This window comes from Brenneria populi, from assembly GCF_036016195.1.
In the GTDB taxonomy this organism is placed as follows: Bacteria; Pseudomonadota; Gammaproteobacteria; order Enterobacterales; family Enterobacteriaceae; genus Brenneria; species Brenneria populi.
The window spans coordinates 911703-932093 of sequence record NZ_JAYWTM010000001.1 but is presented as its reverse complement, the minus strand read 5'-3'; the positions used below and the strand labels follow the sequence as shown (position 1 = coordinate 932093).

Below are 20391 nucleotides of genomic sequence, written 5' to 3'. Positions count from 1 at the left end.
ACGCATATGGGGAACCGGGGTTATTTTCCGTTGATTTTGCTGGAAAAAATGGAGTTGAAGAAATTGAAGATCGCGTCTCCGGCAATCAAACCGGCGGCGAAAACCTCCATGCGGTTACGCATTTTTTCTCCGCCGATCTTGATGATCAGCAGCCGCAGCGCGATTCCCAACAACACCGCCCAGCCGGCGAGCGGATTGGCGATCAGCAGGCCGGTAGCCAGCAGAACGCCCAACTGGCGTCTGGAACCTCCCAGCCATTGGATCAGCGCGCCGGGAATAGCCCAAATCATCAAAGACTTGGCGATGTCCATAGAGACGCCCGCCTGAATGGTCGCGACATACACTTTGGCGACCGGCGGCACCAAATTATTCTCAAAGTAGCTCTGGTAGGAGAAATACACCACCGGGATGGCGATAACGAAGGCGATCAGCGCCGCAAGCAGCTGCTGACGGCGGCCTTCCAATTCAAAGGCGGCGTCAGCGCCGTTATTGCGCAGGATAAAACCCGCTTTCAGGTCGTAGCCCATATCGGCGAAGGCGGGGCCGGTGGCGACGGAAAAAGAGCACAGGACGGCGAGCCCCAGCAGCGGAAAACCGATCATCATACCGATGATCAGCGTAATCAGCGCCACGGCGAAAGCCGGAAACCAACCGGAGTGCATCGCCGCCAGCCCGACGATCAGTTCATGAATAAAGGCGGCAAAGGCGGCGTAGATAATAAACGCCGCCAGCATCCCCAGCGACATTTCGCTATACAGCCCGGTGCCTGCCGCGATCAGCATCGCCAGGACAATATAGCCAATCGCGCCCATACGAATGGCGCGCAAAATGTGCCGGCGGTCGTCGTTGGCGGCATTGAGTGACTCGGCCGATAGCGCGCTCTGGGCCTCTTTCCGACCGCGGATCAGCGCGACGACCTGAAAAAGCGCCACGATACCGGCGCCGATCATCATGCCGTGAGGAATATAATTTTTATTAATATCAATGCCCAGGATAGGCTGGCTATAGCCGCGCAGCAGCAGGCCGACGCCAAACATCGTCAGCGCCCAGATATTGCCGATAAAGGCCGTGCCTAGCGCGGACATCGGTAGTTTAAACCAGGATCCGATGGCGCCGATGGCCACTCCGACGCTGAGAATAGCCGCCTGGCTGCCTCCCCGATCGCCGGCCTTGATCGATTCCGCCGCCGCCACGCCGGGCGGCCAGGTGCCGCTAGCCGGAAATATCGACGTATTGAACATGCGGTAAAGCAGGTAGGCGTCCAGCAGCATTGCCAGCGCGACGCCGATAAACACCGGAAGCACCAGGTCGGGCCTGCCGAACAGCCAGATCACGCCGATCGGCAGCAACAGGCTGTTGGCCGCGCCGAACGTCGCCGATGAGATGGCCGTCTGAGCCAAATTCTGAACGTGAATCGAACGGAAGCCGCGTAATAGCTGTAGCGGAATTCGGGCGATGATCATGGCGATCAGCGCGCCGATAATCGAGGTGTTGGGGGTAACCCCCAATGTGGTTAATAGCTGAATGCCGATGACCGCGCCAAACAGACTCAGAATAACCAGAAACACCAACGTCAGTGGATTAAAACTGCTGTGATGTCGTTGTTTCTCTTTCCCCTGCTGCTGGTGGAGGGATGAATGGTCTGACATGAGTATCACTCCTAAGGTTTTAAATAATCAGCTTTTTATAACGGGTTTACTGTAACCAGTACGGATCGCCATATTTTTTGCCGATCGACATGGCGGCGTTGGTTAACTGTTCGGCTAACTGCCGCATTTCCTGCTCATTGGCCATGCTGGCCGGAAATGTCAGGCAAAATGCGATGGCTTCGCCGCTTTGCGGATTTTTTACCGAACAACTGATGGAGGCGGTGCCGGAGACCGCTTCGTTAATCGCCGAGGACCAGCGCTGCTGCCTCACCGTCTGGAGCTGTTCCTGAAGACGGGAGAAAGGGAGCTGTTTTTTATCTTCCGCCGATAGCGTCTCTGCGAAATAGGACTGCAGCCGCTGGTCGCTGTAGCGGGAAAGCAGCGAACGCCCGGTGGATGTCGCCCATGAGGGGGAACGGGTGCCGGGGTGGGTAATAACCTGCAATGCGTGGCGGCCGGGAATAACCCGCAAGACCAGAATGTCTGGGCCGTCCAATACCGAAAGGTAACCGGTATGGCCGGTCGCGCGGCACAAGGCGCGCAGCGCCTGTTCGATATCGTCCGTCAGGGAGGAGTTGCGATGGGCCAGATAGGCGACCTCCAGCAGCATTAACGCCGGGCTATAGGTTGCGCCCTGCGGATCTTTAGTTAAAAAGCCGGTTTCACAGAGCTGTTTCAGCACTCTGGAGGTCGTGCTTTTAGGCAGTTGTAAATGGGTAATCACGTCGCCGGCGGTGATGCCGCGTTTGAGTTGACTCATTAAATTCAGGATAGCGGCGGTAGTATTTAATATGCTCATATCAGGTCTCATAAAATGGAACCGGGTTCCTTTTTATAGAACCAAGCATGTTTTATGCCACCATTTTGGTTGGTGTTGTTATTATTTGATTGCTAACGAAAAGACCTCTTTCGGCGGGCGTTTGGCCCGCCTGTTGCGCTGAGAAATTTCGCCCAATGCGCGCACGGTTATAATGCGACGCATCATTTTGGGTCTTTATCTGTGCCGATATGGCGCACTCGGCGATTGAAAAAGAAAACGGCCGGGGGGGCCGGGCGCGCCGTCGGCAAAGCGCCCGGAAGAGGAGGGAGTTATCGGTGCCGTTCGCGTAAGCGATTAATGATGGTCGCCAGAGAGAGATTCTGATCCTGCAATAACACCAGCAGATGATACATCAGGTCGGCCGCTTCATTGGTCAACTCTTCGCGGTCGTGGACGGTCGCCGCCAGCGCGGTTTCCAATCCTTCTTCACCCACCTTCTGCGCAATGCGTTTGGTGCCGCTGGCATACAGCCGCGCGGTATAAGAGCTGGCCGGATCGGCGCTCTTGCGTTCGCCCAACAGCTGTTCCAATTGATACAGGAACAGCCATTCGCTGGCGGCCGGAGAGAAACAGCTGGTGTTGCCCAGATGGCAGGTCGGGCCGATGGGGGTAACCAGAATAAGCAGGGTGTCGTTATCGCAATCCGGCGTAATAGAGACCACGTTGAGAAAATTGCCGGAGGTTTCGCCCTTGGTCCATAAACGCTGTTTGGTGCGTGAAAAAAACGTGACTTTGCCGCTCTCTTCGGTCTTTTTCAGCGCTTCCTGATTCATATAACCCAACATCAGGACTTCACCGGAAACGGCATGCTGTACAATCGCCGGCATCAGTCCGTCGGTTTTTTCCCAGTCCAACTGGTTTTTTTGTTCGTCGTTTAAAATACGCTGTTCGCTTAACACACCCGAATCTCCACGCCTTGTTGCTTAAGATATTGTTTCAGTTCACCAATATTAATGATCTGCTTATGAAAAACCGACGCTGCGAGCGCGCCGTCAACCTGGGCATCCCGGAAGGCGGCCAGGAAATGCGCCATGGCGCCAGCGCCGCCGGAAGCGATGAGTGGGACCTTGCAGACTTCCCGGACCCGCTTTAACTGCTCTAAATCATAGCCGTTGCGCACGCCGTCCTGATTCATCATATTCAGGACGATCTCTCCGGCGCCGCGTTTCTGTACTTCTTGCACCCATTCCAGGGTTTCCCAGGTCGTGACTTTGGTGCGCGTCTCATCGCCGGTGTATTGATTAACCTGATAGCGGCCGGTCGCCGCGTCATGCCAGGTGTCGATACCCACGACGATGCACTGTACGCCATAGCGATCGGCCAGACGGCTAATCAGGTCCGGATCGGCCAGCGCCGGCGAGTTGATGGAAATCTTATCCGCGCCGAAAGAGAGAATCTGTCCGGCTTCGTCTACGCTTTTTATGCCGCCGGCCACGCAGAATGGGATGTCGATGACTTCCGCCACGCGGGATACCCAGCTTTTATCGACCACGCGCCCGTCGGACGAAGCGGTGATATCGTAAAATACCAGCTCATCCGCGCCTTCCCGGGCATAGCGCTGCGCCAAGGGGACGATGTCGCCGATAATTTCATGGTTGCGGAACTGTACACCTTTGACGACCTGCCCGTCACGCACATCCAGACAGGGAATTATCCGTTTTGCCAGCATGAAATGGCCTCCGCTACGTTAAATTTACCTTCCAGCAGGGCGCGTCCGACGATCACGCCCTGGACGCCGCTGCCGCGCAAGTTGGCGATATCCGTCAGGTTACCGATGCCGCCGGAAGCCTGAAAGGCGACCTGCGGGTAGCGCCGGCAGACTTCACGGTAAAGATCGACGTTCGAGCCGCTTAAGGTACCGTCCCGGGAGATATCGGTACACAGCACGTGTTTGAGGCCGAACGGCAGGTATTGCTCGACGATCTGCTCCAGCGAGGCGTCTGAATTTTCCTGCCAGCCGCTGACGGCGACCCGTTTGACGCCGTCAGCGTCGATGCGGACGTCCAGCGCCAGCACCAGCGCGTCGGCGCCGTAGCGGGTAAACCATTGCTGCACCAGCGCCGGTTGTTTTACGGCGGTCGAACCGATGACCACGCGGGCCGCGCCGGCGTCCAGCAGGGCTTCCACATCCTGTTCGGCGCGGATGCCGCCGCCTACCTGAACCGGCCGGCTGACGCCGGACAGCAGCGTTTTCAGCAGCGGGATTTGGCGCGCGGAGGGATCTTTGGCGCCGGTCAGGTCAACCAGATGCAATACCTGGGCGCCCTGGCGCTGGTAATCCTGCAACCGGGGCAGGGGATCGCTGCCGTACTGGCGCTGTTGTCCATAATCGCCCTGATGCAAACGAACAACCTGCCCGTCTATCAGATCCAATGCGGGAATAATCATGACGATTTACATCTCCAGAAAGTTTTTCAGCAACTGTGCGCCGGCCGCGCCGGAACGCTCGGGGTGAAACTGTACGCCGAAGAAATTGTCCTTCTCCACCGCGGCGGTGAAGGCTTCGCCATAGTTTGCCTGAGCGATAGTGTTCGGACAGACCGGCATGGCATAGCCATGGACGAAATAGAAGTAGGCGCCGTCTTCAATTCCCTGAAACAGACGGTGCCCGGCCTGCGGCACGATCTGGTTCCAGCCCATATGGGGCAGCGGCAAACCCTGGTCCTTCATCAGCTTGACCGGCGTATCGACGATGCCCAACGTCGGAATGCCGCCGTTTTCGTCGCTGGCCGTCCCCAACAGTTGCATGCCGAGGCAGATGCCCAGCACCGGCTGGGTACAGGCTTTAATCAGGTCGATCAGGCCGCGTTCGGCCAGTTGATTCATCGCCGCCTGCGCCGTTCCCACGCCGGGTAAAAACAGCTTATCGGCGTGCAGCACGATGTCGGCTTCCCGGCTGACGATCGGCTGATAGCCCAAACGCTGCACGGCATAGGTGACGGAGGAGAGGTTGGCGCAGCCGGTATCCAGAATGACAACCTTCATCACAGCACTCCTTTTGAGCTCGGCAGCGTATCGCCCTCGACTTTGATGGCCTGGCGCAGCGCCCGGCCAAAGACTTTAAACAGACTTTCGACGCGATGGTGGTCGTTGCGGCCTTTGGTTTTCAGATGTAGGGTGCAGCCCATGGCATAGGAGAGCGAGCGGAAGAAGTGTTCGACCATTTCGGTGCTCAGATCGCCCACGCGCTGGTAGCTGTACTCCGCCTTATATTCCAGATGCGGACGGCCGGAGATATCCAGCGCGCAGCGCGCCAGGCACTCGTCCATCGGCAGCACGAAGCCGAAGCGGCCGATGCCGCGTTTATCGCCCAACGCCTTGCTTAACGCTTCTCCCAGCGCCAGCGCGGTGTCCTCCACCGTGTGGTGGTCGTCGATATACAGGTCGCCTTTCACTTCAATGTTCATGCGAAAGCCGCCGTGGGTGGCGATCTGGTCCAGCATGTGATCGAAAAATCCTACGCCGGTGCTGATTTTGCTGCCGCCTTCGCGATCGAGCCAAACGTCGACATCAATGGCGGTTTCGCGCGTGACGCGGCTGACGTGGGCGTGGCGGTCGCGTTTCGTCAGCTGATTGGCGATGGCGTTCCAGTTCAAACCTTCGCGCTGATAGCGTAATCCGCCGATGCCCATGTTGCCGGCCAGCTGCAGATCCGTTTCCCGATCGCCAATCACATAGCTATGGTCGGCATCGATAACGCCGCCTTGCAGATATTCCGTCACCAGCGCCGTTTTCGGCTTACGGCATGCGCAGTCGTCGTCCGGGAAGTGCGGGCAGATCAGCACTTTTTCAAAGCGGATGCCCTGAGAGGCGAAAACCTGCATCATGAGATTATGAGGGGGATCAAAAGTTTCCTGCGGAAAGCTGGATGTGCCGAGTCCATCCTGATTGGTGATCATCACCAGCCGGAACCCCGCTTTTTGCAATGCCAGCAGCGACGGGATCACGTCCGGCTCAAACGCCAGCTTATCCAGGCGGTCGACCTGAAAATCTTCGGGGGGTTCGGCAATCAGCGTTCCGTCGCGGTCGATAAAGAGATATTTCTGGCTCACATTGGCTCCTTGGTATTAAGCGAGGGTTCCGGGTAATGACCGCAGTGCGTCGACGACACGTTCACATTCATAGCGATTACCGATAGTAATGCGTAAACAATCCGCCAGTCCGGGCTGTTTGCTCTGATCGCGCAGGATGATGCCTTGATCCCACAGCGTCTTGAACGCCTGACAGGATGGCGTAAAACGCACCAGCAGATAGTTGCTTTCGCTGGGGAATACCGTCACCACGCATGCCAGCGCCGATAGCTGTTCGGCCAGCCAGCGGCGGTTTTCCACTACGTCGATCACGTTCTGGCGCATTCTCGCCACGCCCTGGGCGCTCAGCGCCTGGGCGGCGATATCGGCCACCGGCAGCGAGAGCGGGTAAGGCGCGATCACCTTCAGCAGCAGCGCGATGACATCCGCATTGGCCAGCGTAAAGCCGCAGCGCAGGCCGGCCAGCGCAAAGGCTTTCGACAGGGTGCGCAGGACGACCAGGTGCGGATAGTCCGGCAGCCAGCCGATAACGGAAGCGTGCGGGCTGAATTCGATGTAGGCTTCGTCGACGACGACCAGCGCCTTGCCCCGGGTCAGATCCAGCAGACGGCGCAGGTCTTGCTGTTTTATCAGGTTCCCGGTCGGGTTGTTTGGGCTGCAAACATACACCAGCTTCACGCCGTCCAACTGCCGTTCGATGGACGCTATATCCAACTGCCACTCGGCGCTGCTTAACGCCGTACGGCGCTCCACACCGAAGGTTTCGGCGCTGACCGCGTACATGCCGTAGGTCGGCGGACAGAACAGAATGGCGTCTTTGCCCGGTTCGCAAAACGCGCGGATCAGCAGTTCAATGCCTTCGTCCGCGCCGCGGCTGACCAGCACCTGCTCCTGCGGTAATCCGACGTAGTCGGCGTAACGCTCGATCACCAGCTTCGGCTGGCACTCCGGATAGCGGTTCAGCGTATTCAGCGTCAGCTGATATTCCGGCGCCTGCGGATATTCATTGGCATTCAGCCACACATCGCCGCAGCCGCCTAGACGGCGGGCCGACTGATACGGCGTCAGCGCACGCACATTGGCGCGCGCCAGTTTTTCAATGCTCATGCTTGCTCCTTCAGGGCGGCGACGCGCAGAGCGACCGCATTTTTGTGGGCGGTGAGCTGCTCGGCCTGAGCCAGCGTCTCAATGGTGGGCGCCAGCTGTAGCAGCCCTTGCGGCGTCAACTGTTGCACCGTCATGCGTTTCTGGAAGTCGGCCAGCCCCAGGCTGGAGTAAGTCGCCGTGTAACCGTACGTCGGCAGGACGTGATTGGTGCCGGAGGCGTAGTCACCGGCGGACTCCGGCGACCAGTCGCCGAGAAACACCGAACCGGCGCTGGTGATTTTTTCAACCCATTTTTCCGCATCGCGCGTCTGAATAATCAGGTGTTCCGGCCCGTAACGGTTACTGATTTCAACGCACTGTTCCAAATCGCGCGCCACAATCACCCGGCTGGAGGAGAGCGCCTGGCGGGCGATGTCGGCGCGTGAAAGCAACAGAAGCTGCTGTTCCACGGCGTCGGCGACGGCTTTGGCTAGTCCGCTATCCGGCGTCAGCAGAATAACCTGCGAGTCGGGACCGTGTTCCGCCTGCGAAAGCAGATCGGCGGCGACAAACGCCGGCGTGGCGCCGCTGTCGGCGATGACCAGCACTTCAGACGGACCGGCCGGCATATCGATCGCCGCGCCGGCCAGATCCTGACTGACCTGGCGTTTGGCTTCGGTAACGTAGGCGTTGCCCGGCCCGAAAATTTTATCGACCTTGGGCACGCTTTCGCTGCCGAACGCCATCGCGGCGATCGCCTGGGCGCCGCCTAGCTGGAACACTTCCTGAATGCCGCACAGCTGCGCCGCATAAAGAATTTCATCGGCGATGGGGGGCGGCGAACAGAGAACGACACGCTGGCAGCCGGCGATGCGCGCCGGCGTGCCGAGCATCAACACCGTTGACGGCAGCGGCGCGGAACCGCCGGGGATATAGAGTCCGACGGTGGCGATTGGGCGCGTTAGCTGCTGGCAGCGCACGCCCGGCTGGGTTTCCACATCGACCGCGGGCAGCTTCTGCGCGTTGTGAAAAGTTTCAATATTACGCACCGCCGTCGCCATCGCCTGTTTGACTTCTTCGTCAAGGCGTTCGGACGCGGCGGCGATCTCTTCGGCGCTGACGCGGATCTTGTCAACCTGCGTTTTATCGAACCGGGCGCTGTATTCCCGCAGGGCGCTATCGCCGCGGTTTTTTACGCTTTCCAAAATCTCTTCGACAATACGGGTAATGCGATCCGAGGCCGAAATGGCCGGGCGGGTCAGCAATTGGCGCTGTTCCTGCGCGGAGCAGCGCTGCCAGTCGATAAGGGTATTGAAGCTGTTTGTCGTGTTGCTGTCTGCCATTGGTATCACTCCATCATTTTTTCAATCGGCAATACCAGAATAGAGCTGGCGCCGAGCGACTTCAGTTTTTCCATGGTTTCCCAGAACAGGGTTTCGCTGCTGACCATGTGCATGGCGACGCGGTTCTGATCGCCGGCCAGCGGCAGAATGGTGGGCCGCTCGGCGCCCGGCAGCAGGGCGACCACTTCATCCAGACGTTCGCTCGGCGCGTGCAGCATAATGTATTTGGACTCGCGCGCCTGGATCACGCCTTGCATACGGGTCAGCAATTTGTCGATCAGCTGCTGTTTATCCGCCGGCATTTCGCCGTCGCGCTGGATCAGACAGGCTTTGGAGCGGTAGATAACTTCGACTTCGCGCAGACCGTTGGCTTCCAGCGTCGCTCCGGTCGAAACCAGATCGCAAATCGCGTCGGCCAGGCCGGCGCGCGGGGCGACTTCGACGGAACCGTTCAGCAGGCAGGATTTGAAGTTAATGTCTTTTTTGTCGAGGTACTGTTTAAGCAGGTGAGGGTAGGAGGTGGCGATTCGTTTGTCTCTCAGGCATTCCGGTCCGGTATACTCTTCATCCAGCGGCAGCGCCATGGATAAACGACAGCCGCCGAAGTCCAGACGGCGTAGCGTAAAATAGCGCGGGTCCTCGCCCTGCGCCCGGCGGTTGAGCAGCTCTTCTTCCAGTACGTTTTCGCCGATGATCCCTAAATCAACCACGCCGTCCATTACCAGCCCCGGAATATCGTCATCGCGAACGCGCAGGATATCGATCGGCATGTTTTCGGCGAATGCGATGAGACGCTGTTGATGTAAGTTGATTTTGATACCGCAGCGCGCCAGCAGTTCTCGTGAGTCATCGCTCAGACGGCCTGACTTCTGCATCGCTATCCGTAAACGTGTTTTATCCAGCATGGAAACCTCATTAACCTGTCAAATTAAAAGCTGCTAAAAAAAGCAGGGCATAAAAAAACGTCGGGAACGTTTTTTAACGTTGCATGGCAACGGCCCGCAGGGGGGCGCGCCGGGAACGCGCGCCATAAAAAAAACCCTCGGAAGTCAATCTTCCGAGGGCTCTCTTTGCGTTCTGCGCCGCTGGAAGATTTAAACGTCTTCCAGCACCAATCGCCTGAAAGACTAGTCAGGGTGATGGTGATGATGGTGGTTAAACAGAACGTTTGTCATAAAATATCTCTTGGCTGTATCAGTATATTCACTGTCTGGCGATTAACCTAAACCATGTGCGGGTATCTGCGCAACTCTTTTTTACTTCAGCGGGGCGATTGCTGCGCTGGCGAGTCGCGGGACGGTGGGTGTAAAATGCGTTGCGCGCGGGATGTGGGGAGAGCGAATGATGAAAAAAGTGGCGATTATCGGTCTGGGGTGGCTGGGCATGCCGCTGGCGCTCACGCTGAATGGGCACGGTTATCGGGTTGTGGGCAGTAAAACGACGATGGACGGCGTTGAGGCCGCCCGTCTGAGCGGCATTGAATGCTATCCGCTCCGACTTACGCCGGAGCTGGAATGCGACGCCGATGAGTTAAACGCCTTGCTGCGGGTTGACGCGCTGGTGATTACGCTGCCCGCGAGCCGTACGGCGCAAGGGGGCGAAAGTTACGCCTTGGCGATACAGACGTTAGTGAACTCGGCGCGGGTTTTTCATGTGCCGAGAATCATCTTCACCAGTTCAACGTCCGTGTATGGCGAAACCGGCGGCACCGTGCGGGAAAATTCGCCGCTGCGGCCCGTATCGGTCGCCGGCAAGACGCTGACGTCGATTGAACAGTGGCTGCAGCACCTGCCGGATACCTCGGTGGACATTCTGCGGCTGGCGGGGCTGGTGGGCATCGATCGCCACCCGGGGCGCTTTATGGCGGGGAAAACCGGGCTGAGCGGAGGAAGTCTCGGCGTCAACCTGGTGCATCAGGAGGATGTGCTGGCGGCGATCCAGCTATTGTTAAAACTGCCGAACGGCGGGCACTTGTATAATCTGTGCGCGCCCGGGCACCCCGCCAAGCAAGATTTCTATCCCGCCCAGGCGCGTAAATTGAATTTAACGCCGCCGCAGTTTGCGGCGGATAACGACGCGCCCTCCGGACGCCTTGTCGATGGTCAACGCATTTGTCGCGAACTGGGCTTTGATTACCAGTATCCGGACCCGATGACCATGCCGCTGGAGTAGTCTCGGCAAGACGGCCGCCCGCTCGCCCGCGGCGGGGCCGTCAGGGCTGAATGGCATCGGCGGGCCGCGCCGATGTTCGCCTATCCTCAAATCGCCCTTTAAAATATTTTTCTGTTAATCGCCCTAAAATTGGATGCGGCTTTGCCGATACCAACGAGGGAGTGCCCGTATCATTTGATCTCGCTGGCGCGGGGATATAAATTCCATCGCTGAAAATTTGCTGCGGCTCCTATAAGCAGGGGTAACGCCGAATGCGGGTCACTTAAGCCGGTTATTAGGGGAAACCCGGGGGAAGTTCCCATAGGGATGCCTCGCACCGGTAGCCGCCCCCGTGTATCTCGATGCTTAAACGATCGGCGTTAGGGGTAAAGCCAGACATTTAGGGACGCCAATGATTTAAAAATGGCAGGGATAAACCATTGGCCGCATGGTGGAGATAACCGTTGTGGATGAGAACGTGAAAGAGCAGTTTGTCAAGCGTAATAAACTTGCCATCTGTGCAACGCTGCGCGAATTAAAGAAAAATGACACCACCGTCATGGTCCATCATTCCCGCGGGCAGTTCATCAGTAAAATTCTTGATGTATTGCCCGGCGACGATGTTTTTATTTTCGATCTCGGCGGCATCGAGCAGGAAAGCAGCCAGGCGTCGCGCGCGGGAACCCTGGCTTTTATCGCCGAACCTGCGGGGGCGAGGGTTGAGTTCAAAGCGGAGATAACGCAAACGATCGATTTTCAGGGGCTGCCCGCTTTCAGCGCCCACATTCCCGAACAGCTTTATCTTATTCAGCGCAGAACCTATTTTCGCATCAATACGCCGCTTTGGCCGCCGCTCCAGTGTCGGGGCACACTGCCGGACGACAGCGGTTTTCAATTTACCATTAAGGATCTCTCGCTCGGCGGGCTTAGCCTGTGCACCGATCGTGATATCCATGATCTGTTAAGTCAGGGGGATCTTATCCGCGATGTCGAGATGGATCTTAACGATTACGGCAAGTTCCGCCTGGACCTGCAGTTTGTTGGTCAGTCGACGATTAAAGACCTTGATGGCAAGGGCGATGTGAAAATCACCCAGCGCCTGAGCTTTAAATTCCCGGCGCTGACCGCGGCGCAGGAGCGCGATCTACAGCAGGTTATTTTCGAGCTTGAAAGATTGCAGATTGAGAAGAGGAAAAAATTTCAGGATCGGTGATTTTACCCCTGGCGCCGGCATCAATGACCGCGGGTATCAATAGCGTGGCGGAATGGGAATAAAGTGGCCGGCGGGTTTCGCTAAATCTTGTCAGATGCAACAGAGTGGTGCAAAATACGCGCCTTGCAAAATAACCGACGTTTAATCGCGTCGGTTATTTTTTTGCATTTATGTGTTCAACGAAGAGGCCGGATAACCATCCGGATAGATAATTCTGCTTGTGTGTGCCAGTGAGCCACGGTGAGGACAGTAAAAAATGGGGCAATCAGTCAATTTCGTGCCGGTGCCCGCCGGCTTGTGCTGTAAAAGCATTGGTTATGGCGCTATTCATCGGTCGTCATTGAGGTCCGATGCGGTTTCAGTTACCTCCTCTCATCGTGATTCAGGCGAGTCCTGTATCAACTCCCTTATCGCCAGCGTGTCAGGAAAAGATTACGCCGCCCGCGCCGTGATTAACGGAGGTGCGCGTCATGTCTGATATGAATCCGTCTAATTCCGGCGCCGCCGGCGCAAAACGCGCTCAGTTAAAGAGGACGCTGACGCTGTGGCCGGTGGTCATGATGGGGATCGCCTACATGCAGCCGATGACTATCTTTGACACCTTCGGCATCGTGTCCGGCCTGACCGACGGCCATGTGGCTACCGCCTACGCCTTTGCCTTAGCCGGTATTTTGTTTACCGCATTAAGCTACGGCAAATTGGTTCGGCGTTTTCCCTCGGCCGGATCGGCGTATACCTACGCGCAAAAAGCCATCAGCCCGCACGTCGGCTTTATGGTCGGCTGGTCGTCGCTGCTGGATTATCTGTTCATGCCGATGATCAACATTCTGCTGGCGAAAATTTATCTGGAAGCGATCTTCCCCGGCGTGCCGTCATGGATTTTTGTCGCGGCGCTGGTCGGTTTGATGACGCTGTTCAACCTGCGGGGCATCAATCTGGTGGCCAATTTGAACTCGATTATCGTGGTGGTGCAGATCGCCATTATGGCCGTGTTCCTGGGGCTGGTGATCCACGGCGTGTATCAGGGCGAAGGCGCCGGCACGCTGACCAGCATGCGTCCTTTCTGGTCGGAAAACGCCCATGTGGTGCCGATGATCACCGGGGCGACCATTCTCTGCTTCTCATTCCTGGGCTTCGACGGCATTAGTTCTTTGTCGGAAGAAACGCAGGACGCCAGCCGGGTGATTCCGAAGGCTATTTTTCTGACTGCGCTGATCGGCGGCCTGATTTTTATCGCCGTGGCGTACTTCCTGCAGCTCTACTTCCCCGATATTTCGCGTTTCAAAGAGCCGGACGCCTCGCAGCCGGAAATCATGCTGTACGTGGCGGGTAAATTCTTCCAGTCCGTTATTCTGGTGTTCTCCTGCGTCACGGTGCTGGCATCCGGTATGGCCGCGCATGCGGGCGTGTCTCGCCTGATGTATGTGATGGGGCGCGACGGCGTCTTCCCTGAGCGCTTCTTCGGCTATATTCATCCCAAATGGCGTACGCCCGCTTTGAATGTCCTGTTGGTTGGCGCGATCGCGCTGTCCGCGGTGTCGTTCGATCTGGTGACGGCGACCGCGCTGATCAACTTCGGCGCGCTGGTGGCGTTTACCTTCGTCAACCTGTCGGTGATATCGCAGTTTTATATTCGCGAACGCCGCAACCGGACGCTGAAAGAGACGGTCAACTATCTTATTTTACCGGTGCTGGGGGCGTTAACCGTCGGCGCGCTGTGGGTCAATCTGGAAGAGAGTTCGATGACGCTTGGCCTGGTTTGGGCAACGATCGGCCTGCTGTATCTGGCGTTTGTCACGCGCAGTTTCCGCCAGCCGGTGCCGCAGTGCAGTGAAGATCTGGTTTAAACGCCGGAATATTTAAGATGAAAGGCGGAGAAATTATTCTCCGCCGTTTGACGCAAAGTCAGTTCACCAGCTCCTGGGCATAGGCAAAAAGCGCTTTAAGAAGATCGGTTTTTTGCTTATCGCCGTCATAACGCTGATACAGCGCATCCAGCTCCGCCATATATTCCTGTAGCCGTTCGCCGGTAAAGACTTCCCGGCGGTGCTGTAGCCAGCGCCGCTGTTCGCCGTCGTCCAGCGTGTTGGGGTAATTGCGGGCGCGATAGCGAAATAGCAGCGGCTCCAGACGATCGTCCGCGAACTTCAGGTCCAGCGCCGGCAGGTTTTGCGGCGCGGTTTCCTGAATGATCTTCATCGCCATACGGTCGGCGTCGCCAAAGAAGCCGTCATAGAGGCGTAAATCGACATCGTCGGTGGCGGGGAAGGTCGGCGATTCGGCGAACAGCGCCACGGCTTTTTCCCTAATCTGACTGTGCTGACGCAGCAGCTTGAGATTGTCCAGACAGCGCTGACGGTCGATGCCCAGCCGCTGCGCGTCTTCCGGGCGTAACGTATTGGCGGGGGCCAGCACCGGGCACTTGTTGATATGCACCAGCTTAATGGGAACGGCGCTTTGATCCTCGGTCAGCCGCTCTCGGCGGGTATAGAGACGTTCGCGCAATGCGTCGGCGTCCAGCTCCATCAGCGGCGTCATATCGCCGGCCAGATCGCACATGATGACGGCGTTGCGGTTATCCGGATGCCACGCCAGGGGCGCCACCCAGCTGGTATTGCCCCTTGCCGCGCCGAACATGCCGGAGACATGAACCAACGGTTTTATTTGCGGAATATCGATCAACGCGCTGACTTTGTTTTTATTGCGCAACTGAAACAGATAATCAAAAAGTTTGGGCTGCGCCTGTTTCAGCAGTTTCGCCATGGCGATAGTGGCGTAGACGTCAGACATGGCGTCATGCGCATGCTCATGGGATACGCCGTTGGCCTTGGTCAAATGCTCAAGCCTAAAGCTGGGTAGCCCATTCTCATTTTCCGGCCAGACGATCCCCTCGGGCCGCAGCGCATAACAGGCGCGTAGCGCATCCAGCAGATCCCAACGCGAGTTGCCGCTGCGCCAGCTATAGGCGTAAGGGTCATAGAAATTACGGTAAAAAATATTGCGGCTGACTTCATCGTCAAAGCGGATGTTGTTGTAGCCCATGATGCAGGTGCCGGGAACGCTGAATTCGCCGTGAATGCGGCGGGCGAATTCGGCTTCGTTCACGCCTTTAGCCAGGGCCGACTGCGGCGTGATTCCCGTTATCATCACCGCTTCCGGCTCCGGCAAATAATCGTCCGCTGGTTGGCAATAGATGACCAGCGGTTCGCCGATGATGTTGAAATCCATATCGGTGCGTACCCCGGCGAACTGCGCGGGGCGGTCGCGAGCGGGATGTTTACCGAAAGTCTCGTAATCATGAACAAAAAACGTGGGTTGTGTGTTATCGGCCATATTTACATTGCGCTAAATGATTGATCTGAACGCCGCAGTCGGCGGGAACAGTTGGCAAACGCCAAGGATATCATTGAATCCGCTTTATGTGGCGCTTTCCTGACGCCGCTCAAACTCTTCAGCGGCGTAATCGCTAGGCAGGCGTATTATCCTCGGTTACAATTATTTTTTATGAATGCGAATGATAATTAACTTGCTTGTTATCTGGGCGTTTTGTTCAGGATGATAACCACCGGAGGAAAAATAATGCAGGCGAAGAACGCGGCCTTTGCGGCGAAGACGGCGCTATTAGCGTCAATGCTTGTACTGTCTGGGTGCGATCAGGCGGCTTCATCGGCGCAGAGCGCTAAAACCATAAGCATTGAGCATGCGCAGGGCACTACCCAGGTGCCGGTGCATCCCCAAAAGGTCATTGTTCTCGACCCGGCGATTCTGGACACGATGGACGCCTTGAAAATCGATATCGCCGGCGTGCCTCAGACCAGCACGCATCTGCCCGAATATTTAGCGAAATACCGGGGCGGCGACTACCTCAACGCCGGTACGTTGTTTGAGCCCGATTACGAAGCGCTTAGCAGCGCGCGCCCCGATCTCATCATCGCCGGCGGACGCGCCGCCGACGCTTACGATAAATTAAGCGGCATCGCTCCCACCATCTCGCTGAATGTCGATGCGCAGCAGTTTATGGCCAGTTTTAGCCAGCGGATTGAGCAACTGGGCGCGATCTTCGGCAAAGAAGACGAAGCTAAACAGCAACTGGCGGAGTTTAAACAGCAGATTGCCCAAAGCCGGGAAAAAAGCGCCAATGCGGGAAGCGCGCTGGTGCTGATGGTTTCCGGCGGGAAAATGTCGGCCTACGGTCCGGGATCCCGCTTCGGCTTTATTTTCGATGAGCTGGGATTTAAGCCGGCCGCGGCGTTTCCCGAGGCCGGGGCCGGGCGGCACGGCAATGTGGTGACGTCGGAGTTTTTGCTCAGCGTGAATCCCGAGTGGCTGTTTGTGCTGGATCGCGACAGCGCTATCGGGCGGACGGGGGCGGGCGGACAGTCGGCGCGGCAGGTGCTTGATAATCCGCTGATCCATAAAACCAACGCCTGGCAGCACAACCATATCGTCTATCTGGACTCCACCTCCATTTATATTTCGGCGGGCCTGCAAAGCTATAAAAATCTCATTGCGGATGTGAATAACGCGTTGGATAAAAAATAGCGGCGAACTACGGCAGGAACAATGAAATCTCTCTATTTTTCGCTTGGCATTCTTCTGCTGGCCGCGATGGTCGTCGCCAGCCTCTTCCTGGGGGCCGGCCGGGTGACCGTGCAGGCGGTCTGGAGCGATCAGGCGATGCGCGATATCTTCTTTATCAGCCGCGTGCCGCGGACGCTGGCATTGCTGCTGGCGGGAAGCGCCATGAGCGTGGCCGGCCTGATCATGCAACTGCTGACCCAAAACCGTTTCGTGGAGCCGTCATTGGCCGGGACGACCCAGTCGGCGGGGTTGGGTTTATTGGTGGTGCTGGTGCTGGCGCCCGCCGCGCCGGTATTCGTCAAAATGGTTGTCGCCAGTCTGTTTGCGCTGGCCGGCACGCTGTTGTTTATGCTGTTGCTAAGACGAATGGTGCTGAAATCGGCGCTGGTCGTGCCGCTGGTGGGGATCATGCTCGGCGCGGTCATCAGCGCGGTCACCACGTTCGGCGCCATGTACTATGACCTGCTGCAGGCGCTGGGCAGCTGGGAGTCCGGGGATTTCTCCGGCGTTTTGCAGGGGCGCTATGAACTGCTGTGGCTGGTCGGCGTCCTGACGCTGGCCGCCTGCTGGATAGCCGACCGCTTCACCGTTGCCGGTATGGGCCGGGAGTTTGCGGTTAACGTCGGGCTGAACTATCGGCAGGTTATGCTGATGGGGGTGGCGATTGTGGCGATTATCAGCGGCGTGGTGGTGGTGGTCGTGGGGGCGTTGCCTTTTCTCGGCCTGATCGTTCCCAATCTTATCAGCATGTTATTGGGCGATAACGTGCGTAAAACCATCCCCTGGGTGTGCCTGCTGGGGGGCGGCCTGGTGCTACTGTGCGACATTATCGGCCGGGTGATCCGCTATCCTTTTGAGATACCGGTCAGCGTTATTCTGGGGGTTATCGGCGCTATCGTTTTTCTTCTCCTGTTACTAAGTAAAAAACGCCATGTCAGTTAACAAAACGCATTCGCCAACGCCCTCCACCCCGTCCGCAGCGCGGCGTGGGCTCTCTTCCCGCTATCGTTTAGCGTTGCTGTGCCTGTTATCGCTGGGCGTGATGACGATATTTATGACCATCAATCTCGGCAGTAATCTGCGCTATATCCTGACGCATCGCGCATTGATGCTGGTCACTATGCTACTGGTGGCGTTTGCCGCCAGCGTCTCCACGGTACTGTTTCAGACCGTCACCAATAACCGGATCTTGACCCCTTCGATTATGGGGTTCGAAGCGCTGTTTATTCTGATTCAGACGGCAATGATTTTCGTTTTTGGTTCGCAGGGCATGCCTGATTTAGGCATTCAGGGGAAATTCTTTTTTGAAGCGCTGCTTATGGTGCTATTTTCCGCGCTGCTTTATCGCTGGCTGTTTACCGGGAACCGCAACAATCTGCATCTGGTTTTGCTGGTGGGCATTATCTGCGGCACGCTGTTCCGCAGCGTCGCCAACCTGATGCAGCGCTTGCTGGATCCCAATGAATTCGCCATCCTGCAGGGGCGAATGTTCGCCACGTTTACCCGCGCCGCCCCTGAACTGATCGGTCTCTCGGTCGCTATCGCCCTGGTCGTCGCTATCGTTATATGGCGTATGCGTTTTCAGTTCGATGTATTGGCGCTCGGGCGTAATAGCGCGATTAACCTAGGGATGGATTACAAGCGCAGCGTGACGGTGATTTTGCTGTTGGTCTCGGTATTGGTGGCGATATCGACGGCGTTGGTCGGGCCGTTAACCTTTTTAGGATTTATGGTGGCCAATCTGGCGTATTTGATTATCGGCTCCAGTCAGCACCGTTTTTTGCTGCCCGCGGCGTTCTTACTGGGCATTGTCTCGCTGGTAGGCGGGCAACTGTTGCTTGAGCATCTGCTGAACATGTCCGGCGCGCTGTCCGTGGTCATTGAGTTTATCGGCGGTTCACTGTTTATCCTGTTATTACTTAAGAAGGTTTCCCGGTGATTGAAATTGGTGATGTCACTAAAACGTACAATAGTACGGCGGTGCTGAAAAACGTTACCGCCACCATTGCCCGCGGGGGCGTTACCTCGATTATTGGTCCCAACGGCGCAGGAAAATCGACGCTTTTATCCATCGTTAGCCGCTTATTAGCGGCCGATAGGGGGCGGGTCAGCGTCAATGGCATGGATGTGACGACGACCCCCAGCGATAAGCTGGCCACCTGTCTCTCGGTGCTGCGGCAGGAGAACCAGTTTACCAGCCGCCTGACCGTCGCCGATCTGGTGGGGTTCGGCCGCTATCCCTATAGCAAAGGACGTCTAAACGCGGACGATCGAGAACGTATCGAGGCGGCGATGGCCTTTCTCAACCTGAGCGAATTCAGAGATCGCTTTCTCGATGAACTGTCGGGCGGTCAGCGGCAGCGCGCCTATGTGGCGATGGTGCTGTGCCAGGACACGGAGTATGTGCTGCTGGATGAACCGCTCAATAATCTGGATATGAAGCACGCGGTGGCGATGATGAAACAGATTCGCCGCGCCGCGGATGAGCTGAAAAAGACCATTGTGCTGGTCATTCACGATATCAATTTCGCTTCCGCCTATTCGGACTACATTATTGCGATGCGTCAGGGGCAAATTATCTATAATGGCACGCCGGAAGAGATCATGGTTTCCGAGGTGCTTGAGGATATTTTCGACACCAGGGTCGCTATCGAACAGGTTCATAATCAGCGTATTGCCGTGTATTATCGGTAATTAGCGCGTTCCGAATAAAACCATCTTGTCGCAGATAGCTGCTAACCTGTATGGTTAGCATATTAGAGAAATCTGTGTTTGACTTAAGTAAGGGTAGAAAAATGGATAAGGACACTAAGCCTTGTTTCCAGGATGTACTGGAGTTTGTTCGCATGTTCCGTCGTAAAAATAAATTACAGCGTGAAATTATTGATAACGAAAAGAAAATTCGTGACAACCAGAAGCGCGTCTTACTGCTTGATAACCTGAGCGACTACATTAAGCCGGGGATGAGCATTGAAGATATTCAGGGGATTATCGCCAGCATGCGCAGCGATTATGAAGACCGCGTTGATGATTACATCATTAAAAACGCCGACCTGTCGAAAGAACGGCGCGAATTGTCCAAGAAATTGAAAGCGATGGGCGAAGTGAAATAACCCAGGCGCTACATCCGCACGCTCGGGGATCGCACAGGCGGTCCCTTTTTTATGGCGGGCGGTCCATGCCCACATCCACACCCGGCGTTTCAGATTGTTGACAAAGTCAGATATTACTCGCCCCGCTAAAGGGGCTCACCCTTCGGGCCGTCGCTGCGTGACGTTGAAAAACGCTCCCGGCGTTTTTTTATTTCTTCGTCCGCATTTTCAGCCGCGATAGCGCGCCGCCCCGGCCACGGCCGCTTAGCGGCGAAGATGAGCGCCGCTTCGCAAGCTCTCGACCTATTTACCGCAACCGAGCGTTTTTATCGCGCTGCGTTTCCCATATGCTGATTTTTAACCGCACCGAACGCCGGTGATGTAACAAGATGGCTCTTCCCATTAGATAGAAATGGCCGTCGCGC

The 20391-nt window shown here is 56.8% G+C and carries 19 protein-coding genes and 1 other annotated feature; of the genes, 8 read left to right on the top strand and 11 right to left on the bottom strand.

Going from position 1 to position 20391, the window contains the following annotated elements; all coding sequences use genetic code 11:
* Window positions 1–20 precede the first annotated feature (20 nt).
* From VSX58_RS04210 to hisG, 10 genes are all read right to left on the bottom strand, one after another.
* The gene (locus VSX58_RS04210) at window positions 21–1649 is read right to left on the bottom strand and encodes an OPT/YSL family transporter (RefSeq protein ID WP_327616947.1); all 1629 of its coding nucleotides are present in this window, start codon (window positions 1647–1649) and stop codon (window positions 21–23) included.
* Window positions 1650–1695: 46 nt separating this feature from the next.
* Entirely contained in the window at window positions 1696–2448 is a 753-nt protein-coding gene (locus tag VSX58_RS04205; RefSeq protein ID WP_327616946.1) for an IclR family transcriptional regulator, read from the bottom strand.
* Window positions 2449–2738: 290 nt separating this feature from the next.
* Window positions 2739–3350 carry a bifunctional phosphoribosyl-AMP cyclohydrolase/phosphoribosyl-ATP diphosphatase HisIE gene (gene hisIE / locus VSX58_RS04200; RefSeq protein ID WP_327617066.1) on the bottom strand — a complete coding sequence of 204 codons (612 nt, stop codon included), beginning with the start codon at window positions 3348–3350 and terminating at the stop codon, window positions 2739–2741.
* Between the two features lie 11 nt (window positions 3351–3361).
* Entirely contained in the window at window positions 3362–4138 is a 777-nt protein-coding gene (gene hisF / locus VSX58_RS04195) for an imidazole glycerol phosphate synthase subunit HisF (RefSeq protein ID WP_327616945.1), read from the bottom strand.
* Window positions 4120–4857: a 1-(5-phosphoribosyl)-5-[(5-phosphoribosylamino)methylideneamino]imidazole-4-carboxamide isomerase gene (gene hisA / locus VSX58_RS04190; protein ID WP_327613292.1), complete on the bottom strand. Its 738-nt coding sequence runs from the start codon at window positions 4855–4857 to the stop codon at window positions 4120–4122. The genes hisF and hisA overlap by 19 nt, the downstream gene beginning before the upstream one ends.
* A 6-nt stretch (window positions 4858–4863) precedes the next feature.
* Complete coding sequence (hisH, locus tag VSX58_RS04185) at window positions 4864–5454, bottom strand: imidazole glycerol phosphate synthase subunit HisH (protein WP_327613293.1); 591 nt, start codon at window positions 5452–5454, stop codon at window positions 4864–4866.
* Window positions 5454–6521, bottom strand: coding sequence for a bifunctional histidinol-phosphatase/imidazoleglycerol-phosphate dehydratase HisB (gene hisB, locus VSX58_RS04180; protein WP_327616944.1), 1068 nt, complete (start codon window positions 6519–6521; stop codon window positions 5454–5456). Before hisB ends, hisH begins: the two co-directional genes overlap by 1 nt.
* 15 nt (window positions 6522–6536) lie before the next feature.
* On the bottom strand, window positions 6537–7607 hold the full coding sequence (gene hisC, locus VSX58_RS04175) for a histidinol-phosphate transaminase (protein ID WP_327616943.1): 1071 nt from the start codon (window positions 7605–7607) through the stop codon (window positions 6537–6539).
* Window positions 7604–8929, bottom strand: coding sequence for a histidinol dehydrogenase (hisD, locus tag VSX58_RS04170; RefSeq protein ID WP_327616942.1), 1326 nt, complete (start codon window positions 8927–8929; stop codon window positions 7604–7606). The genes hisC and hisD overlap by 4 nt, the downstream gene beginning before the upstream one ends.
* Window positions 8930–8934: 5 nt before the next feature.
* Window positions 8935–9834 (bottom strand): ATP phosphoribosyltransferase, encoded by a 900-nt coding sequence (hisG, locus tag VSX58_RS04165; protein WP_327616940.1) that lies wholly within the window; start codon window positions 9832–9834, stop codon window positions 8935–8937.
* Window positions 9835–9959: 125 nt separating this feature from the next.
* Window positions 9960–10081, bottom strand: a sequence feature (His leader region).
* 192 nt (window positions 10082–10273) lie between these two features.
* On the opposite strand from hisG, the gene VSX58_RS04160 reads away from it, so the two are divergent.
* The 3 genes from VSX58_RS04160 to VSX58_RS04150 all read left to right on the top strand — a co-directional run bounded on the left by VSX58_RS04160 (window position 10274) and on the right by VSX58_RS04150 (window position 14140).
* A complete protein-coding gene (locus tag VSX58_RS04160) occupies window positions 10274–11101 on the top strand; it encodes an SDR family oxidoreductase (RefSeq protein ID WP_327617065.1) in 828 nt (275 codons plus the stop codon).
* Window positions 11102–11537: 436 nt separating this feature from the next.
* Complete coding sequence (locus VSX58_RS04155) at window positions 11538–12293, top strand: flagellar brake protein (protein ID WP_327617064.1); 756 nt, start codon at window positions 11538–11540, stop codon at window positions 12291–12293.
* Window positions 12294–12772: 479 nt separating this feature from the next.
* Entirely contained in the window at window positions 12773–14140 is a 1368-nt protein-coding gene (locus tag VSX58_RS04150) for an APC family permease (RefSeq protein WP_327613318.1), read from the top strand.
* A gap of 58 nt (window positions 14141–14198) precedes the next feature.
* On the opposite strand, the gene sbcB is transcribed toward VSX58_RS04150, so the two are convergent.
* On the bottom strand, window positions 14199–15626 hold the full coding sequence (gene sbcB / locus VSX58_RS04145) for an exodeoxyribonuclease I (protein ID WP_327616939.1): 1428 nt from the start codon (window positions 15624–15626) through the stop codon (window positions 14199–14201).
* Between the two features lie 246 nt (window positions 15627–15872).
* Between sbcB and VSX58_RS04140 the strand changes: the two genes are divergently transcribed.
* The 5 genes from VSX58_RS04140 to tmaR all read left to right on the top strand — a co-directional run bounded on the left by VSX58_RS04140 (window position 15873) and on the right by tmaR (window position 19987).
* Window positions 15873–16835 (top strand): siderophore ABC transporter substrate-binding protein, encoded by a 963-nt coding sequence (locus tag VSX58_RS04140; RefSeq protein WP_327616938.1) that lies wholly within the window; start codon window positions 15873–15875, stop codon window positions 16833–16835.
* Window positions 16836–16856: 21 nt separating this feature from the next.
* Complete coding sequence (locus VSX58_RS04135) at window positions 16857–17816, top strand: ABC transporter permease (RefSeq protein ID WP_327616937.1); 960 nt, start codon at window positions 16857–16859, stop codon at window positions 17814–17816.
* Window positions 17806–18813 (top strand): iron chelate uptake ABC transporter family permease subunit, encoded by a 1008-nt coding sequence (locus VSX58_RS04130; RefSeq protein ID WP_327616936.1) that lies wholly within the window; start codon window positions 17806–17808, stop codon window positions 18811–18813. Before VSX58_RS04135 ends, VSX58_RS04130 begins: the two co-directional genes overlap by 11 nt.
* Window positions 18810–19568, top strand: a complete 759-nt coding sequence (locus tag VSX58_RS04125) for an iron ABC transporter ATP-binding protein (protein ID WP_327616935.1) — start codon at window positions 18810–18812, stop codon at window positions 19566–19568. Before VSX58_RS04130 ends, VSX58_RS04125 begins: the two co-directional genes overlap by 4 nt.
* 101 nt (window positions 19569–19669) lie before the next feature.
* The gene (tmaR, locus tag VSX58_RS04120; RefSeq protein WP_048639190.1) at window positions 19670–19987 is read left to right on the top strand and encodes a PTS system regulator TmaR; all 318 of its coding nucleotides are present in this window, start codon (window positions 19670–19672) and stop codon (window positions 19985–19987) included.
* Window positions 19988–20391: the final 404 nt, after the last annotated feature.

Bases quoted from the DNA above. Each gene is read 5' to 3' on its own strand.
- VSX58_RS04210 (WP_327616947.1), bottom strand. From the start codon at position 1,649: ATGTCAGACCATTCATCCCTCCACCAGCAGCAGGGGAAAGAGAAACAA.
- VSX58_RS04205 (WP_327616946.1), bottom strand. From the start codon at position 2,448: ATGAGCATATTAAATACTACCGCCGCTATCCTGAATTTAATGAGTCAA.
- hisF (WP_327616945.1), bottom strand. From the start codon at position 4,138: ATGCTGGCAAAACGGATAATTCCCTGTCTGGATGTGCGTGACGGGCAG.
- hisA (WP_327613292.1), bottom strand. From the start codon at position 4,857: ATGATTATTCCCGCATTGGATCTGATAGACGGGCAGGTTGTTCGTTTG.
- hisH (WP_327613293.1), bottom strand. From the start codon at position 5,454: ATGAAGGTTGTCATTCTGGATACCGGCTGCGCCAACCTCTCCTCCGTC.
- hisC (WP_327616943.1), bottom strand. From the start codon at position 7,607: ATGAGCATTGAAAAACTGGCGCGCGCCAATGTGCGTGCGCTGACGCCG.
- hisD (WP_327616942.1), bottom strand. From the start codon at position 8,929: ATGGCAGACAGCAACACGACAAACAGCTTCAATACCCTTATCGACTGG.
- hisG (WP_327616940.1), bottom strand. From the start codon at position 9,834: ATGCTGGATAAAACACGTTTACGGATAGCGATGCAGAAGTCAGGCCGT.
- VSX58_RS04160 (WP_327617065.1), top strand. From the start codon at position 10,274: ATGAAAAAAGTGGCGATTATCGGTCTGGGGTGGCTGGGCATGCCGCTG.
- VSX58_RS04150 (WP_327613318.1), top strand. From the start codon at position 12,773: ATGAATCCGTCTAATTCCGGCGCCGCCGGCGCAAAACGCGCTCAGTTA.
- sbcB (WP_327616939.1), bottom strand. From the start codon at position 15,626: ATGGCCGATAACACACAACCCACGTTTTTTGTTCATGATTACGAGACT.
- VSX58_RS04140 (WP_327616938.1), top strand. From the start codon at position 15,873: ATGCAGGCGAAGAACGCGGCCTTTGCGGCGAAGACGGCGCTATTAGCG.
- VSX58_RS04135 (WP_327616937.1), top strand. From the start codon at position 16,857: ATGAAATCTCTCTATTTTTCGCTTGGCATTCTTCTGCTGGCCGCGATG.
- VSX58_RS04130 (WP_327616936.1), top strand. From the start codon at position 17,806: ATGTCAGTTAACAAAACGCATTCGCCAACGCCCTCCACCCCGTCCGCA.
- tmaR (WP_048639190.1), top strand. From the start codon at position 19,670: ATGGATAAGGACACTAAGCCTTGTTTCCAGGATGTACTGGAGTTTGTT.